Source organism: Candidatus Tisiphia endosymbiont of Dioctria linearis (assembly GCF_964026545.1).
Lineage (GTDB): Bacteria > Pseudomonadota > Alphaproteobacteria > Rickettsiales > Rickettsiaceae > Tisiphia.
Map to the genome: position 1 here is coordinate 1,111,860 of NZ_OZ032156.1, position 17,134 is coordinate 1,128,993.

Here is a 17,134-nt window from a genome sequence, read left to right on the forward strand (position 1 = left end):
CTATTTGATAAATACATCAATGATTATGCTAAATATAACAATAAAACTTGGCAAGACTCTGTAGATGAGGTAAATAGACATGCCCTGTGTTTTTTTTCAAGGACAATCTCTACTATTAGCAAAACAGATATTCAGCAATGGTTTACTGAAACTACGAAAGTTGGGAAATATGCTGCTAATAAGGCTTTAGCGAGGATAAAAGCCATATTTAATAAAGCTATTGAATGGGAGCTAGTTAATTTAAACCCTGCTGTTGGAATAAAAAAACACACAGAAGAATCTAGAGACAGATATTTAATGAGGGAAGAGTTACCAGGGTTTTTTCAAGCTTTAGCAGAAGAGAAGAATCAAATAATGCGAGATTTTATCTTAATTGCTTTATTTACTGGAGCACGTAAAGATAATGTACTTACTATGCGTTGGGAACATATCAGCTTTGCTGATAAAAAATGGTATATTCCAAAGACAAAGAGTAAGAATAAAGAACCTTATACTGTAATATTAGCAAGTATAGTAATGAAAATACTAAAGAAAAGAAAAGGAGAGTCTAACAGTGAGTGGGTATTTCCCAGTGAGAGAAGTAGCACTGGTCATTTACGAGAACCTAAAAAAGCTTGGAGCAGGCTTTGCCAAAAAGCAGGAATTAAAGATTTAAGGATACATGATCTTAGAAGAACCTATGCAAGCTGGATGGCAATCAGTGGTGCAAGTCAATATGTAATTGGTAAAGCTTTAAATCATAAAGACTCTAGGTCAACAGAAATCTATGCTAAATTGAATTTTGATCCAGTACGAGAATTTGTAGAGAAAGCCATTAATGAAATTATAACTATCGCTGAAAAGAATAATTGATAAACTAAATATAGTAAATGCACTTCCCATCTTCTCACAAACTTATACCCTTGCTTACAATCCTAGTATTTCTAAGCATTTTGTCCAGCATCCAAAATTCAAATTCACTGTAGTAGAGTTGAGAATATTTGTCAATATTTAAAATTAACTAAGTAATTTTTATCTTGTAAAGGTATTAAGACCTTCTGGGTTTGAAAGAAATTTATTGCAACTGGTAATTCTGTTTAAAATAATATTTGCTATTTAACTAAGAACATATTACAGTTAAAAGTTGTATATAATTCATGATTGTGGGAGATTTTTATTATGTTAGTAAAATCATTACTCTTTATTAAAGAGCTACTCCATGAAATTGAAGCTCCAAAAACAAAACGAGATGTGTATGAGTAAGCTATCTAATGAACTGACGTTTGAAGAACTTTATGATAAATATCTAAATGAGCATAGCAAAATTAATAATAAAAGATGGCAAAATTATGCTGCTTCTATGGATAGGTATGCAAACCATTTATATCCTATGAAAATATCTACCATTCAAAAGGTAGATATTCAAGAAATATTTAATAATCTAACTAAGACTAGTAAATATGGTGCTAATAGATTTCTCGAGGTATTGAGTCCTGTATTCAACAAAGCTATTGAATGGGAATTGCTAAAAATTAATCCCGTTGTTGGAATAAAGAAACACAAAGAACAGTCTAGGCTGTGTGAAGGTTTCAACTAAATATTGAAGAAATAGAAAGGTAGTGTGTGTTTGATTCTGAAAAAACAACAATACTACTGGAATAGATTATCATATAAAATCAAGAACTTGGGAACAGATTTTTTTAATATTACAGAAAAAATGAAAAGAAAATACGAAAGTTTATAGAGGCGATTTGGTATATAATGCGTACTGGTTGTCAGTGGCGTTTACTGCCTTCAGTATATGGTGGTTGGCGTGTTATTCACATGAGATTTAAAAGCTGGAGTGATAAAGGAATTTGGCAATATTTATTTGAAAAGCTACAAGATTTTCTAGATATGGAAACTGTAATGATTGATGCTTCAATTATTAGAAATCATGCTTGTAGTGCAGGTTATGGCAAGGATTCACAAGAGCAAGAAGCTCTTGGCAGAAGTAAGGGTGGCTTTACTACAAAAATCCATGCTTTAGTTGACGCTCTTGGTAATCCATTGAAATTTGTTTTAACTGCAGGACAAAGAAATGAAATTACGCAAGCTGATTCTTTGTTAATAGGGGGTACGAATTCAGTGATAATAGCTGATAAAGGTTACGATGCGAATAGCTTAGTTGAGACAATCAAAGAGCGAGAATCAATAGCGATAATTCCGCCAAAAAAGAACCGCAAAGTTCAGAGAGAATATGATAAGCACATTTATAAGGAACGTCATTTAATAGAATGTTTTTTTGGAAAGATTAAGAATTTTAGACGCATTTTCTCAAGATTTGATAAAACGGCTTCTGTTTTCTTATCGTTTTTGCATTTTGCAGGAGCTCTTATTTGGACTCGTTAGAAACCTTCATACAGCCTAGAGTAAACTCTGAATATCTTTACAGTGAAGGAGATATTGATAGCTACGTTAATAATGTCATCAGATACGGTCTTGGGGGATTCAAAAATGAACATAAATTTCTTCTTAACAACAAATTAGGGACAGAAAACAATCCTTGTTACGTTCTATATTCGGGAGCTGTAGATAGTGTTGGCAAGCTTCCATTAGATTTTTTCTTTGATAAATCAAAACAACCTGCTCCTGATCCTAAGAAGAGAGATGATCGGAAGGATGTCTTTGATGAATTAATGCCAGTAATGTTATTAGAAGAAAATTGTAAAGCCAAAATATTATTTCCTTATAACATAACTAATATCCACTGGCTTACTGGAGAAATTATTATTGATAAGAAATGCGATAATGTCTCAGTGGTAATATACACTCACAATCCTTACGGTGGTGGACAATTATCAAGGGAAAATTACAACATACTCAGTACTATTTTTAAAAATAGCATAGAAGCAAGTGGTTTACAGGTAATATCAGTAACTGCTCCAGAAAGCCCTTTTACTAATGCCAGACAATCTATGACGGACGATACATCCTGCGGTGTGATTACTGCTGATGAGGTAGTGAGGAGACTGTTAGATACTAGCCTTAACATATCATCACCTTATCCGCAAGGTGCAGAGCAATTACGTTTATCACAGCTTACTTTTCTACAGGAGAAACTTGGAGAAGAAGATCGGGTTTATCAGCTCTTTAAAGAACAAGTAACACTTGGAAAGACTGACACTGACTTAGAGGACACATCTACACTCCCTATACAAGAGATTCCAGTACTAACAATAGGGCAAACAAGAGAGAAAGTACAACAGATAGTAAGTTCAAAAGATATAAGTAACACAAATAAAATTGCTCAATTAAAACAAATAGAGGTAGGACATTATAAACCATTTATTCGACAACTAGCTTATAAGAAAACTCAAGAATATCTAAAGGATTTAGTAATAGTCCTGACAGATTTAGGGTATTTAACCACCAAGCTAGGGGAGTTAAGTGGTGAGCTGAAATATTACACTGAGGCGGCAGTATTTTATCAATATATCATTACTATACTGGATAAAAAGCTAGGTGCTGAGAGTAAAAATGCATTTATCAAACAAGAACTGGTAGACCCATATCAGCAATTAAGCCACCTACAAGAGTTGATATTTTCAGAAATTGGTGGAGACAAAGAGAAAATGCCTGTTGTTAGGGAAGAAGCAGCGACTAATAAACTTCTATTATCCAAATTGCGACTCAGAGCTGATCTAAATATGGAAATGATAGAAAAAAATTATCAACAAAAGGCAAAGACTGATAATCAACAAGAAAAACAAAAATATCAGGAGTTATATGTAAATGCCGCAAGAAAATGCTTTGAAGACACAGCTGATGGAATGAAAAAATTTTTGGCTAAGTTATATAGTGATAGTGAACAAGAAATGGCTATAGCACCACCTTGTAAATATGCAGTCATAGGACTTGGTTCGATGGCATTGCAGCAAATGACGCCATATTCAGATTTAGAATTTGCTGTTCTTACCGATAATGAGGATTATCAACAAAGTGATGATCCTAAGGTTAGGGAGTATTTCAAAAACCTAAGCCAGTTGGTAAATTTTAAGGTAATCAATTTAGGAGACAGCATAATTCCAACTAATAGATATGGTTTGGATATGAGCCACTTAGTACATAGGGCAGTGAACTTGGATTTAGGCGGCAAAACCCCACTTGGCAGAATAGATCAGGATAAAGAATATGATTTAGTACAAACAATAGATGGGATGATGACTTATGTACGTAATGAGCAAAATTAGGTAAGTCATATAGATAAAAATCTGCCGCATATATTAGAAAAAGTTTGCTATGTGTATGGTGATGAACAAATAGTACAAAATTATCAAAATAACATAATGGAGTTTTTAAACAAAAATGTAGATGACTCACAAGATAAATTAAATTGTCAGATAAGAGCCTTGAAGTTACTAGAGGAAGGTAAGGTAGAAATTGACTATCTTTCACAAACATCTAGTTTTAAATATAAAGAAAGTGTGTTTAAAGGTGATTTAGATAAATTCCGACCTAACTTATATGATGCAAAAGGCAGATTATTTGACGTTAAACAGGAAATCTATAGATTGCCTGATCGGATGGTGTACAATCTTGGTTTATATTATGGTATAGTAGGGGACAGTAGCTGGGATACGGTAGATAAATTAGCAAGTAAAGGAGTGATCAGTGTAGAAGCAGCAAGCAATCTAAAGAACGCGATAAGTTTTGCTACTACTTTAAGACTAAAGACCTATCTGCACCATCAAGCTCAAATAGAAGATATGTCAATATTTGCTAAACCTGCTGAAAATGAATCGGCAATTAAAGAGCAAGCAAAACAAATATTCCATTTACCTGAAGACGATTTACAAGAAGACGGTGGATTGTTTCAATATTCTTATACTGCCCTACCATTGCATAGCAGACTACAGGATTTCTGTGACCAATATGAAGAATTAGATGAAACAAGCAAACAACAATTCTTTCAGAAAGATAATTTTTATGAAAATAATCTAGGTAATCAAGGGCTTGTCCATTACAGATTGCTGCAATATAAAGCAGCACAAAGCAAATTAGAAGAGGCATTAAAAACACCATTAAGTCAAAATAATTTACAAAAGCATTTAAGTTTAATGCATATGTTAGGATATGCTTATTATGTTATGGGGCAATATGATCAGGCGATTGAGAAGTATCAGGAAAGCCTAAAGATAAAGAAACTCATCTATAAAGATTAACCCCACCCAGCTATTGCGGATTCTTTACATAACCTAGGAAGTGCTTATCAAGCTAAGGGGCAATATGATCAGGCGATTGAGAAGTATCAGGAAAGTCTAGAAATGAGGAAACTCATCTATAAAGATGAACCCCACCCAGATATTGCGGCTTCTTTACATAACCTAGGAATTGCTTATGACTCTAAGGGGCAATATGATCAGGCGATTGAGAAGTGTCAGGAAAGTCTAGAAATGAGGAAACTCATCTATAAAGATGAACCCCACCCAAATATTGCGGATTCTTTAAATAACCTAGGAAATGCTTATCAAGCTAAGGGGCAATATGATCAGGCGATTGAGAAGTATCAGGAAAGTCTAGAAATGAGGAAACTCATCTATAAAGATGAACCCCACCCAGATATTGCGGCTTCTTTACATAACCTAGGAATTGCTTATAAAGCTAAGAGGCAATATGATCTAGCTATAAAATATGCTACACAAGCTTTACAAAATGATAATATTGATATAGATGTGAGTTTGCTTGCTGATATTGATTTATCTACAACAAATCAGGATTTACCTAGTCCTTGAATAATTATTGAAAATCCTAAATTTTATAGAATGAATAAAGAAAACGAATTAATATCTAAAAATATAATAATACCTAAAATGAGAGTCCACCTCTATTAGGCACAGAAGGACATATAAATTAATTTTGACTAGAATACAAAAGTTAAGGCTTGATTTTCAATATTGAGAAAAAATAGTATATAGTAAAAGCAGTTAAGTTATGTTACAGCAAAGAATGCACAAATGGTGTTATACAATTCTTGTGAAAGCCCGATTTTTTGTTTAATCCACCTTTTCATATTAGCCCAAAATTTCTCTATTGGATTTAGGTCAGGAGAGTAAGGTGGTAAAAATATTACCCTACATCCTACTGATTCTATTAAATCTTTAGTCTTCTTAGACTTATGAAAAGCAGCATTGTCTAAAATCACAACTTGACCAGCTATAAGCTCTTTTATCAAAAATTGCTCTACCCAATTATTAAATAGTTCGGTATTACAGGTGCCATTGAATACAAAAGGGGCTATAGATTTATTACCTACCAAACCTGCTATAATATTCGTCCTTTGGTAATACTTCCCACTCTTCTTTGCTTGTAGTGTTTGACCTTTCTTTCCCAACCTCTATCTTGGGTAATGTTCATCTCTATTCCGCTCTCATCTATATACACAAGCGCATCTGTAGCTAGATCTTTGATATCTTCTAAATACTTACATCGCTTTTCAGCATTAGCTTCCACATAGGTAAAGGCTTTTTTTTATAACTAAATCCCAATTGTCTTAGCCAATATCTTGCCCCACTAGCGCTTATCCCAAATTTCTTACCAATATCTTCCGTTTTGCTATTAGGATTTTCTTCTACATACTTGATAAAATCATCCATTTCTATACTAGGCTTTGCTCCTTTATACTTCCTTGCTTGATAATGACCTTCTTTCTTATACCTTACATGCCATGTATTTACTGTTGTAGGGCTCAATTGAAAAACTCTAGATGCTGACCTTTGACTATTTCCTGCTTCTAGATATTTTATTACTTTTTCTCTTAAATCTATACTGTATGGGCTAGTTGACATTTTTCATTTTATATTATCACAATCACTAACATAACTCAACTGCCTTTACTATAATTAGCAAAAATTTTGCTAATTGCTATTAGTGTACAATAAAAAAGTGTATAATAGTATTATATAGTTAGTAGAAAACAGTAAAAGCAATGACAGAAAAAAACTCAGAATAATGGTAATTATCAGCCAAAGATGTTTGTTGGCACTGATGACTTTAAAACATTATTATTAAACAGTGATGTATTTGTTGACAAAAGCCTAATGATCAAAGAATTGCTAGAGGATAATGGAGCGGTGACTCTAATTACTCGACCAAGACGTTGGGGTAAGAGCTTGAACATGGATATGATTAGGAGATTCTTTGAAATAGAAATAGATGAGCATGGCAATCCCTTATCATTAGAGCATCAGAACAATATCAAATTATTTACAGGTGGAGAAATAGATTTAGGACTTGCAACTGGTAGAAAAAAATTACTTCAAAAGCTCAAAATAGCTGAGCATCCATATATTATTGTGGAATATCAAGGTCAATTCCCCGTAATATTCATCACCTTTAAAAGTGTGGAAGGTTCAAGCTATCACGATATTGAACAAGGTGTAAAAAGCCAGTTACGGAAATTATTTCAGTCACATAGATATTTAGCTAATAGTGATAAGCTTGCATCAGATGAACGTGCAGATTTCAATCGCTATTTATTTGAGGAAGTAACTCTAGACAATATCAAAAATAGTTTGGCTATTTTAAGCCATTTGCTTTACAAACATTATAATAGAAAACCTTGGGTATTGATTGATGAATATGATACACCCATTAATAGTGCTTACAGATGGTTTGGTACTAATGAGGCAGAATTTCAGAAAGTGTTAGAAATTTTTCGTGGAATCATGAAATCTACCTTTAAAAGGGAAACTGGCGATCAAGAATTGCCAGTTGAACGGGGAGTTATTACAGGAATTTTGCGTATTAGCAAAGCTGAGTTATTTTCTGGGCTAAATAATGTTAGTGAATATAGTTTGTTAGATGAACCATTTGCCAAAGTTTACGGATTCACGGCAAGAGAAGTAGAAGAGTTATTGAGCAAAGTACCACTTACTATTAGCCCAGCAGAGGTTAAGGGTTGGTATAATGGTTATAGCTTTGGTGGTGAAATTATCTATAATCCTTGGTCTATTATGCGATGCTTGGCAAGTAAAGGTAAGCTAGATTATTATTGGATTGACAGTGGTGGAACTGGTTGGATTGATAATGTCTTATTGTCTGATGATATGCAGCAGGATATTCAGCTATTAGCTGCTGGTAAAGCTATTATTGCTCCTATTATGAAACAGATAAGTTTTGCTGATATTAGTTCACGTTCAGGTTTGTTTAGCTTATTATTATTTAGTGGTTATTTGAATCCTACCGCTGTTGAGCCAACAAGAAATATTTTTGAATTAAGTGCACCAAATGAAGAAGTAAAATTTATTTATGAAACTCGATTACTACAATGGCTTGGCAAACAATTACAAATGGATAGCTCATTATATTATCCGCTAATGAGCTTACTGCCAGCTGGTAAAATAGAGGAGTTTAAACAAAGAATGCGGGAGTTGCTGCACAGTAGCACTAGTTTTCATCAGGTAGGGGAGAAAAAGGCAGAGTTATTTTATAGCGGCTTTATGCTAGGGATTGTTAATATGCTAGCACCGAGCTATATAATATCAAGTGAGCAAGAATCAGGTGATGGACGCCCTGATGTAATCATGATCCCCAAAGCTGGCAAAGGTGACAAAGCTATGATTATCGAGTATAAAATCGCTAAACCTTCTGAAGATTTAGCCTCAGTAGCTAAAATAGGCTTAAAGCAGATTATAGATAAACAATATGATATAAAAATAAGACAGTATCAATATGTTAAGCAAATACTCAAAATCTCTATGGCTTTTTGCGGTAAGAATATGGAATTACAATACCAAGTTAATGAACCCTAATATTTGTCAAAAAGCAGGAATACAAGATTTAAGGATACATGATCCAAGAAGAACAATACCAAGTTGGATGGCAATGACTGGAGAAAACCAATATGTCATTGGTAAACTTTTAAATGAATACATGAATAAAGCAGTAAATTCTGTTATAGCTATAAAAACTTAATAGCACCATCAATTCAATTAAAATTCATTTTATTAGTTAAAGCTAGGACAAATGGTATATTATCATTTTGTCCTATGAGGAAATTATAATAATTCGTTGCCACACCTACCGCATCACAACTACAATTGGATTGAATCGCCAGTTTCAAACACTCCATTTTTAACTCTATATCACTTGTAAACATAACATTACTATAATTATTAGATTTTCATCAACATTAGCAAACCTCAAGAGATTAATCAATAATTAATTTCTCAATAAACACAGTATGTCTCCCGATTATCGCAGTTTTATATTATCTGCAGAATTTCTTCCATTAGTATAAATGATTCATTGGCAAAATAACAATAAAACTATTAGTGTCTCAGTTGTTAGAGTACTGTACTAAAGTTATTTGTTCTTTAAGCTCGTATCATATTGCATTTAATTCATTAGGTTAGTTACAGCTATAAAGAACATTAGCAAAATATAAAGATTGTTAAATAAAATTATGCAAAATTTGAATCAAAATCAAAGATTATATTGGTCATTATCAAAGCCATTAAAATATATGGGCTTAAGTTTAGACGAGTGGGGGATCACTTTAGTAGGTGTAGTACCTGGTATAATATTGCTTAATAGTGGTAATGCTAAGCTAGGCTTAGCATGCATGATAGTTGGTATTGCTTTATGTTATGCATTTAAGAAGTTTAAGCGTGTTTCAGAATATTTTTTACTAAAAAGCTTTTTAGTAGCAAAGAAGTGGTTGCCTGCTCCTGCACGTTACCCTATATTACTTGGTAAAATAGTAGGAAAATAATGGATCAGTTATTTAAACAAGCATCAATTCAGCAACTAGTTAAATATAACAAACATTTATTGTTAGTGACCGTATTGCTGGCAGTTACTAGTTTACTTGCAACAATTAAAGCTATTAGTAAAGAAGAGAAATGGTTATTAATTCCAGCCATAGAGCCAGATCGTCGCATGATAGTATCATCAAAAAATTATCATGAAACTTACTTACAGGAATGGGCAATATTTGTGATGAAAGGTTTATTTACCACTTCACCAGAAGAGGTAGAAAGACAGATAGCTGATATGCAAGTAGTCTCTAGCAGTACAGAACAGTTAGATAAATTTTTTCAAGAACATTTACAATTTGTTAAGGGTTCTAATGTATCTTCTGTTTTTTTCTCCAAAAAAGCAAAAGTAACTGATGATGGAGTATTAATTCAAGGGACGTTTCGTTATTGGTTTGGTGATAATAAGCATATTGCAACTGATAAGACTTATCTTTTAACTTATAAGCGAGGTGCTAATCACCTATTATTACTTACTGGCATTAAGGAAGAAACTAACCAGAGAGAAATATGACTATCAACAAGCAAAATAATATAGTGGTCAAGTTAAGGATTAAGCAATATCTAGTCTTTTCTATAATGCTATTATTATCAAATTTTTGGTTTAATAATGCTTATGCTATAGGTTACATGTTACATAATGATTCCTTGTTAGAATTACAGATAGCTAAAGATGCACCCACTAGGATTAATATAGAAGGAGAAAAGATTAATGATATTTTTATTTACCCTAAGGAAGCAGCTGAAGTAGTAGTACATGATTCAGGTTGTTTATTTATTTTACCACAAGTTGGTAATAGTAAGGTGTATTTAACTTTGATCGGTGAAAATGGTACGGTGCAAGATGTAATATTACGTTTTGCTAGCAAGAGCCCAAGCCCTGTAAGGCTTATCAAGTATGACTTAAATCAAGATTTAACTAACATAAAAGAGGAGAAAGATGTGCATAAACAAGCATCTAAGACTAAGTAATACAAAAATAATCAATAACAACCAGTACAAAACGTCAACTACTGAAAAATTTAATGAATTTATTATCTTTGTAATATTGATGATAGTTTGTGCTTATATTTTTTTGCCGGAAATGGTATTGGCAGCTAGTTTGGAAGGACAATTAGATCGGATTGGTGGACTCTCTAGCGGTAAAGTCAAAACTATTGGTATATCAGGAGCAACTATCCTATCGTCTATTTGGGCAGTAGCAAGAGGTAATATTAGGCTAGCAGGAGTTATTGTCTCTATTGGTATTATTCTAGGTTTTTATTTAGACTGGGTCTCTAGTGGTATGAAGATTAATTAAGCATAAATCAAGTAAGATAAATAACTGCATATAAAAAGTTAGTAAAGTCTTGAAGTAAGATAAGTAATGATGAAAGAAAATCAACAGCTAAATGACAAACAGGAAAAGATAGAGGGTAAATTAGCTGATAGTAAGCTACCATCTGAGTGTAATAAAAGATTATCAGAATTGATAGATATCATTAGCAAGCAACCTATAATTTCCTTGTCCTGCATAGGAATAATAACCATCTTAATATTTTATTGTGTTTCTGAAAGTAAAGTAGAGAATCTAGCAAGCCTTGCAAAAGATCGTAAGTCACGAGCTGAGATGTCCGGAATAGAGAAGGCAATAGATCCGAGAGTCAGATGGACAGAAGAAGTGTTAAATGAAGTAAAAGATATGAAAAATCGTTTAGAGAGTTTAATAGAAAATAAATATTTAGAAACTAAAAATAAAATTGATGATGTTCAACAAAAATTGGAATTATTAGAAAGTAAGCCTAATGAGGATAGTATATTATATGATGGTAATAATTTAAATAATAATCAGCAAGTACAAGATTTAGTAAATGAGCAAAAGGAACAAATAATAGCAGATTTACCAATAAAAAGGCGGTTTGGTTATCTTAAGAGAACTGGATATCAAGTAAAAAAAATGTTAAGGATTACATCACCACTGGCAGTTTTGCACGAGATGTTTTGCTAACTGGTGCAGTAGTAGGAACTGGCACTAACAATGCTGCAGAAGATGAGCCTATTATGCTAAGGTTAGTAGATACAGCTATTTTTTCTAAAGGAAATAAGACAGAACAAATAAAAGAAGCAATATTAACTGGTTATTGTAGAGGAGATATTTCGTCAGAAAGGGCTAAGTGTAACTTAAATACTATCTCGTTGCTGAATCATAATGGTGATATTGTTGAAAAGGCAGTAAAGGGTTGGTTAATAGGAGAAGATGGCAGACCTGGTATAAAAGGAATGGTGGTAGATAGAGCCTCTGATGTAGCAAGGATGGCGGTGTTAAATGGTGTTCTTAGTGGTATGGCTCAATTTCTTCAGAATCAGGCAACCAGTGGTATGTTTCCAATATCACCGATTACTGGTCAACAGCATGCTCTAAAGCCTAAGGAATCATTAAAAGGAGGCATATATGCTGGCACTGGTAATGCTTTAGATAGATTAGCTGACTTTGCTATTAAACGTGTTGAATCGATGAGTCCAGTAATTGTTGTGGCTTCCGGTAGAGTAGTAGATGTAGTGTTTATAAAAGGTTTTTATTTAAAACAAGATGAAGTAGAGGAAAATATAAGATTATTACCGCCAACTACTACCGATTATTCACAAAATACAACAAATAATCAGCATTATAATAATTTTAATAAGGTTAAAAATTTTTCTAAAGCACCCTCTAAACTACAAGAGCATTTTATCAAGGAAAATGAACAGGAGGAATATGAAAATAATAACCTAAATAATTTGCAGGAGCAATCAGAACAATCATCACAGCAGCAAGGTAATTTTTGATGGGTAGTATTAACAATCAGCTAGTTAATTTTTTGTTACTGTTCGTTGTAGGCATTAATATTTGTGGTTGTGCATTAATGCCCTATAAAAGTGATTTTGATTGCCCAATTCCTGAGGGACAAAAATGTAAATCTTTATATGAAATAAATAAAATGACCGATCAGGGAATGTTTGATCCTAATAATAGCAATAATGAAAAATCTAACAAAAAGGATCAGCCAAATAGATGTTGTAATAAGCATGGTAATAGTAGGAAAATAACCAATGAAAGCTAAGATAATACACCAAGATTTTAGTAGAGAAAGATTAGCGAAGCATTTTGTCTATGAATCATATGACGAAGATTCTGGGCTATTCTTCAATCGTGGTTCAGTAGGGTTTGTCTTACTGGGCTGGCCACTAGTTGGTACTAATGTACAAGCTCAAGGAGAAATTGCTGAGTTTCTGAAGAATGATGAAAATTTACCGGATGGCAGTAGTTTGCAAGTATTAATGATTGGTTCTGATGATATTGAGCATTTTTTAACTAGTTGGCAATTACATAGGAAAGGTGAAATTTTTATTGAACTAGCTAGAAAGAGAACTGAGTTTTTACAGAAAAAAGCACAAGAAGACGGAACTGTAAAAGATGTAGTGTTGTTAATCTCAGTTACTATTCCTACCTTAAAGCACAATATTGAGATCAATGAGATGATAAGGAGAAGAGAAGGTTTACAAGATACTTTTAAGTCAATTGGTCTAATAACTGAAAATGTTGATGCAAAAATATTGTTAAAGTTTATTCGGATAATATTTGGCTTATCTGCAAACGAACAACCAGAATTAAATCCTTATGAGATATTAGCAGAGCAGATTTTGCCAAGTAACTTTTCTTTGTGTGAAAAACAAGATTATGTAAGTCTTAATGAACAGCAAACATTCATTAGCTTAGAAGCCAGTAAAAGACCACTAGAGTGGAGATTATCATCTATGGATTTATTTTTAGGCAATGAGATGCGGCGTGGTGAATATATTAAATCAAATTTTTTAATTCATTTTGGCTTACAAATCTTACCAAACCAAACAATGGCAAAAACCACAGCCGTCACTAAGCGTGAAGCATTAGAGAGAAATATAGCTAGTGGTATGGGTAAGTTTTTTCCTGATTTAGTTCATGAAGCAGATGATATGTGTGGTGTGGTAGCATCTTTACAAAGTGGTGACCGGGTAGTAAATATTCATCTGAATGCTATTATGTGGGATGAAAAGGAGAAAGCTAAACAATCAGCATCTCAGTTTTGTTCTCAGTTACGCCGTAGTGGTTGGTATTTTGTTCCTTGTAAATATGATCATTTAGCAGTAGTGCTAGCATCAATGCCAATGCAATTAGTAGAGGAAATGCCATATTCCATAACTAATAGGTTTAATAAGATATTTGGCTCAAGAATAGGAGGATTAGGAGTAGCCTTAAGCTCTCTTGGTCGAGGTAAAAAAACTATTTCATCAGAAAGTAAAGTGTTGCTACCGATAGTCGGTGAATGGAAAGGTGATTTAAGTTCTCCCGGTATGTTACTGACTGGTAGACGAGGTCAGATTATGTATTGGTCTCCTTTTGGTTCTGCCTTATTACCTACAATAAAATCACAGAGTACAGCTCCTAATGAGAATTTTAACCTTTGTATTGCAGGAATACCCGGTTCAGGGAAGTCTGTATTTATGCAGGAATTAATGCTCTCAGTCTTAGGAGTAGGAGGTAAAGTATTTGTTCTTGATTATGGTAGGTCATTTAAGCGGAGTTGTCTTATTTTAGGTGGAACATATATAGAATTTGATGTTAAGCAGCCAATTTCTATTAATCCATTTTCAGAAGTACCAGAAGGAGATGATGAACGATCAAATGAAGCCCGATCTGACTTTTTATCAAGTTTTCCATCGATATTAGCGACCATGGCAGCCCCGCAATATGGCACTAGTGACTTGCAACAACCAATGCTACAAAAAGCCTTAATTGCAGTTTGGCAAGCCAAGGGTAGTAGTGCAGAAATCACTGATATTGCTGACTGGCTGTTGCTACGAGAAGAATCGTATGCCCAAGAATTGGGTAACATGCTCTTTCCATTTACCAAAGAGGGGCAACACGGTAAATTCTTTAGTGGCAAAGCTAAACTGTCACTAAATTCCGACATAGTAGTAATTGAAACTGATCATTTGCGTAATGCCCCTGAGTTATTAGCAGTAATAGTGCAAATCATGATAGTTCACATTAATCAGACAATGGTAAAAGGTGATAGGAGCAGACCATTCCTGATTATGATTGATGAGGCATGGAAATTACTAGCAGGCAAGCGTTCAGGTGAGTTTATTGAGGAAGCTGGTAGAATTGCTAGAAAGTATAACGGTTCTATTACTCTAGCCACTCAACAACTAACCGACTATTTTAGACAAGAGGGATCAGCTTCAGAAAAAGCCTTTGAAAATTCTTCACATAAAATAATCTTAAAACAAAATCCTGAATCTTTTAAAGCAATGAGGGTTAATCCTAAGCTATCAGGTTTTGTTGATGAGGATTGGAAGATAAATTTGTTGCAATCTATTCACTCAAATCCACCGCATTATAGTGAAGCTGCTATCTATAGCCCTAATGTCCAAGGAGTAATAGCTAGACTGATAATTGATCCATTTACCTTGTTACTGACTTCAACTAATGCTAGGGACTATCAAGCAATAGAAGATCGTATGCAGCAAGGAATGAGTGTCACGAAGGCAATTAATGATATTTTAACCGAGAGAGGGCTACTCGAATGATTTGGAGAATTGGATTTGAAAATGAGAGACTAGCGAGCGGAGCGTACAAAAAGCACATGAACACGCGAGTTCTTGATATTTTCAAAAAACAATTCTTCAAAGCAAAAGAGTATATAGGTTTGTGAGTTTTAGTTTAAGGAGACTAATCTTGAGTTTTGGTTTTAGTACTATACTTGCTTCTAATAGTTTAGCAGAGGATAATAGAACAATAATAAAAGATTATGGGATTAGAGGTCATACTTTTCCAATCATTGAACAATCGCTACTTGAGGTTATTATGACAAAACTTACATTAGCAAAACAAAAGGGTTTATTAGATAAAATGCAAGATGAATTTAAAGAAAAAGTAAAGAAGAAAATAGCAAGACCTGCGGCTGTATTAGGATTACATAAAGCAACTGAGGACAGAAGCTGGACTTATGATCCAACTTTTACACAAAGAACCAGCATAAAAGACCAAAATGGTAGAATAATAGTGCCAGCAGGCACAAGTGTTAATCCATTAGATAGTGTAAGTTGGGGTGAACCACTAATTTTAATTGATGGTGATGATCAAAGTCAGGTAGTTTGGGCTAAATCACAACAAGGAATAATAGTGTTAACCAATGGTAGTCCTATGGAATTAGGTAAAAAGCTAGGTCAGGATATTTACTTTGATCAAGGGGGAATGTTAATTGAACGTTTTAAGATTGAAGCAATACCAGCAATTGTAGTTCAAGATGGTAAAAGACTCAGGGTTAAGGAAATTAATATTAACTGAATATATATAAAATTAAATGACTAAAAGATTAATAACAGTTTTATTATTCTTAACATCGACCAATTGTTATGCAACAGTTGGTTGCGTAGGAAGATTTGTCAATCCTATCACTGATGTTTGTTGGAAATGCTTGTTCCCCATTACCATAGCAGGAGTAAAAATAGCTGGTAGTCCTATGGCTGATATAAAGTCACCAAGGAATATAGTATGTTTTTGTCCAAGACCAGGTATCCCTGTGCCAGTACCAGGTATTCCAATTGGTTTTTGGGAGCCAGTACGACTAGTAGATGTTACTAAATCACCAATGTGTATGGTTAGTCTTGGTGGCATTCAATTGGGAACAAGTAGTCAAAGAGGGGTAAGAGATGATATAGAAGGTACAGCCTTTTATCACGTCCATTGGTATGTTTATCCAGTAATGTATTGGTTAGAAATCTTACTTGATTTTGCTTGTTTAGAGATGTTAGCAGTAGATGTAGCATACCTCACTGAATTTGACCCATTGTGGGGAGATGATATGAAGTCAGCCATATTAAATCCAGAAGCATTAATATTTGGTAATATTATTGCTAAATCAGCTTGTATAGCTGATTGTATTAGTTGTAGTGCTGGGCAATTATCAAATGATGGAATGTTTTGGTGTGCTGGTTGTCAGGGTTCAATCTACCCATTTACTGGAACAACAGGGCATCATAATGGCGGGGTAGGAACTTCAGTATTGATAGTCTCCAAATTCATGGCAAAGTTACATAGGCAGTTAATGTTGTGGGGTTATTATGGTCAGGAAGGATTATGCGGTAAATATCCAATGCCAATAATTAAAAAGAGCCAATATAGATTGCAAATGACTTATCCAATACCAGAAGTAGTTTCTTGTAAGAAAATTGGTGAAACAGAAATTACTTGGCAAGCTGGCAAAGAGTTTCCCATTAAAGGTGAGGATTTTGGTTACTTGATTTGGCGTCGTAGAGACTGCTGTTTATTTTGATTAAGGGAGTTTGAGGCAGTA

The 17,134-nt window shown here is 33.7% G+C and carries 18 protein-coding genes and 3 pseudogenes; 17 read left to right on the top strand and 4 right to left on the bottom strand.

Annotated features, from left to right (window positions below; all coding sequences use genetic code 11):
* Positions 1 to 297: 297 nt before the first annotated feature.
* From AAGD42_RS05385 to AAGD42_RS05410, 6 genes and pseudogenes are all read left to right on the top strand, one after another.
* Complete coding sequence (locus AAGD42_RS05385) at positions 298 to 852, top strand: site-specific integrase (protein ID WP_341752533.1); 555 nt, start codon at positions 298 to 300, stop codon at positions 850 to 852.
* Between the two features lie 385 nt (positions 853 to 1,237).
* Positions 1,238 to 1,555 (top strand): annotated as a pseudogene (locus tag AAGD42_RS05390) (phage integrase SAM-like domain-containing protein); the annotation flags it as partial.
* A 137-nt stretch (positions 1,556 to 1,692) separates the two neighbouring features.
* Positions 1,693 to 2,370 (top strand): annotated as a pseudogene (locus AAGD42_RS05395) (IS5 family transposase); the annotation flags it as partial.
* A complete protein-coding gene (locus tag AAGD42_RS05400; RefSeq protein WP_341760722.1) occupies positions 2,358 to 4,211 on the top strand; it encodes a hypothetical protein in 1,854 nt (617 codons plus the stop codon). The pseudogene AAGD42_RS05395 and the gene AAGD42_RS05400, both read left to right, overlap by 13 nt.
* A 51-nt stretch (positions 4,212 to 4,262) precedes the next feature.
* Positions 4,263 to 5,183, top strand: a complete 921-nt coding sequence (locus AAGD42_RS05405; RefSeq protein WP_341752537.1) for a tetratricopeptide repeat protein — start codon at positions 4,263 to 4,265, stop codon at positions 5,181 to 5,183.
* Between the two features lie 12 nt (positions 5,184 to 5,195).
* Positions 5,196 to 5,753, top strand: coding sequence for a tetratricopeptide repeat protein (locus AAGD42_RS05410; RefSeq protein WP_341753403.1), 558 nt, complete (start codon positions 5,196 to 5,198; stop codon positions 5,751 to 5,753).
* Positions 5,754 to 5,950: 197 nt separating this feature from the next.
* Here AAGD42_RS05410 and AAGD42_RS05415 read toward each other — a convergent pair whose 3' ends face one another.
* The 3 genes from AAGD42_RS05415 to AAGD42_RS05425 are packed head-to-tail and all read right to left on the bottom strand — an operon-like array spanning position 5,951 to position 6,806.
* Positions 5,951 to 6,352 (bottom strand): IS630 family transposase, encoded by a 402-nt coding sequence (locus AAGD42_RS05415; protein ID WP_341760723.1) that lies wholly within the window; start codon positions 6,350 to 6,352, stop codon positions 5,951 to 5,953.
* Positions 6,283 to 6,471, bottom strand: a complete 189-nt coding sequence (locus AAGD42_RS05420) for a hypothetical protein (RefSeq protein WP_341760724.1) — start codon at positions 6,469 to 6,471, stop codon at positions 6,283 to 6,285. The genes AAGD42_RS05415 and AAGD42_RS05420 overlap by 70 nt, the downstream gene beginning before the upstream one ends.
* Positions 6,435 to 6,806, bottom strand: a complete 372-nt coding sequence (locus tag AAGD42_RS05425) for a helix-turn-helix domain-containing protein (RefSeq protein WP_341749594.1) — start codon at positions 6,804 to 6,806, stop codon at positions 6,435 to 6,437. The genes AAGD42_RS05420 and AAGD42_RS05425 overlap by 37 nt, the downstream gene beginning before the upstream one ends.
* A 183-nt stretch (positions 6,807 to 6,989) precedes the next feature.
* Here AAGD42_RS05425 and AAGD42_RS05430 point away from each other — a divergent pair, with 183 nt between their 5' ends.
* Complete coding sequence (locus AAGD42_RS05430) at positions 6,990 to 8,771, top strand: AAA family ATPase (protein WP_341752538.1); 1,782 nt, start codon at positions 6,990 to 6,992, stop codon at positions 8,769 to 8,771.
* Positions 8,761 to 8,934 (top strand): hypothetical protein, encoded by a 174-nt coding sequence (locus AAGD42_RS05435; RefSeq protein ID WP_341752539.1) that lies wholly within the window; start codon positions 8,761 to 8,763, stop codon positions 8,932 to 8,934. Before AAGD42_RS05430 ends, AAGD42_RS05435 begins: the two co-directional genes overlap by 11 nt.
* 13 nt (positions 8,935 to 8,947) lie before the next feature.
* On the opposite strand, the gene AAGD42_RS05440 is transcribed toward AAGD42_RS05435, so the two are convergent.
* Complete coding sequence (locus AAGD42_RS05440) at positions 8,948 to 9,118, bottom strand: hypothetical protein (protein WP_341752540.1); 171 nt, start codon at positions 9,116 to 9,118, stop codon at positions 8,948 to 8,950.
* A 306-nt stretch (positions 9,119 to 9,424) separates the two neighbouring features.
* On the opposite strand from AAGD42_RS05440, the gene AAGD42_RS05445 reads away from it, so the two are divergent.
* The 9 genes and pseudogenes from AAGD42_RS05445 to traU all read left to right on the top strand — a co-directional run bounded on the left by AAGD42_RS05445 (position 9,425) and on the right by traU (position 17,113).
* The gene (locus AAGD42_RS05445; RefSeq protein WP_341752541.1) at positions 9,425 to 9,733 is read left to right on the top strand and encodes a hypothetical protein; all 309 of its coding nucleotides are present in this window, start codon (positions 9,425 to 9,427) and stop codon (positions 9,731 to 9,733) included.
* On the top strand, positions 9,733 to 10,290 hold the full coding sequence (locus tag AAGD42_RS05450; RefSeq protein ID WP_341752542.1) for a TraE/TraK family type IV conjugative transfer system protein: 558 nt from the start codon (positions 9,733 to 9,735) through the stop codon (positions 10,288 to 10,290). The genes AAGD42_RS05445 and AAGD42_RS05450 overlap by 1 nt, the downstream gene beginning before the upstream one ends.
* On the top strand, positions 10,287 to 10,748 hold the full coding sequence (locus tag AAGD42_RS05455; protein ID WP_410520926.1) for a hypothetical protein: 462 nt from the start codon (positions 10,287 to 10,289) through the stop codon (positions 10,746 to 10,748). Before AAGD42_RS05450 ends, AAGD42_RS05455 begins: the two co-directional genes overlap by 4 nt.
* Entirely contained in the window at positions 10,717 to 11,076 is a 360-nt protein-coding gene (locus AAGD42_RS05460) for a hypothetical protein (RefSeq protein ID WP_341752543.1), read from the top strand. Before AAGD42_RS05455 ends, AAGD42_RS05460 begins: the two co-directional genes overlap by 32 nt.
* Positions 11,077 to 11,145: 69 nt before the next feature.
* Positions 11,146 to 12,581: pseudogene (locus tag AAGD42_RS07165) on the top strand (TraB/VirB10 family protein).
* Positions 12,581 to 12,856 carry a conjugal transfer protein TraV gene (locus AAGD42_RS05475; RefSeq protein ID WP_410520927.1) on the top strand — a complete coding sequence of 92 codons (276 nt, stop codon included), beginning with the start codon at positions 12,581 to 12,583 and terminating at the stop codon, positions 12,854 to 12,856. The pseudogene AAGD42_RS07165 and the gene AAGD42_RS05475 overlap by 1 nt, the downstream one beginning before the upstream one ends.
* Positions 12,846 to 15,365 carry a TraC family protein gene (locus AAGD42_RS05480; protein WP_341752546.1) on the top strand — a complete coding sequence of 840 codons (2,520 nt, stop codon included), beginning with the start codon at positions 12,846 to 12,848 and terminating at the stop codon, positions 15,363 to 15,365. Before AAGD42_RS05475 ends, AAGD42_RS05480 begins: the two co-directional genes overlap by 11 nt.
* 148 nt (positions 15,366 to 15,513) lie before the next feature.
* Positions 15,514 to 16,125, top strand: coding sequence for a type-F conjugative transfer system protein TraW (gene traW / locus AAGD42_RS05485; protein WP_341752547.1), 612 nt, complete (start codon positions 15,514 to 15,516; stop codon positions 16,123 to 16,125).
* A gap of 16 nt (positions 16,126 to 16,141) precedes the next feature.
* On the top strand, positions 16,142 to 17,113 hold the full coding sequence (gene traU / locus AAGD42_RS05490; RefSeq protein ID WP_341752548.1) for a conjugal transfer pilus assembly protein TraU: 972 nt from the start codon (positions 16,142 to 16,144) through the stop codon (positions 17,111 to 17,113).
* The last annotated feature ends 21 nt before the right edge of the window (positions 17,114 to 17,134 follow it).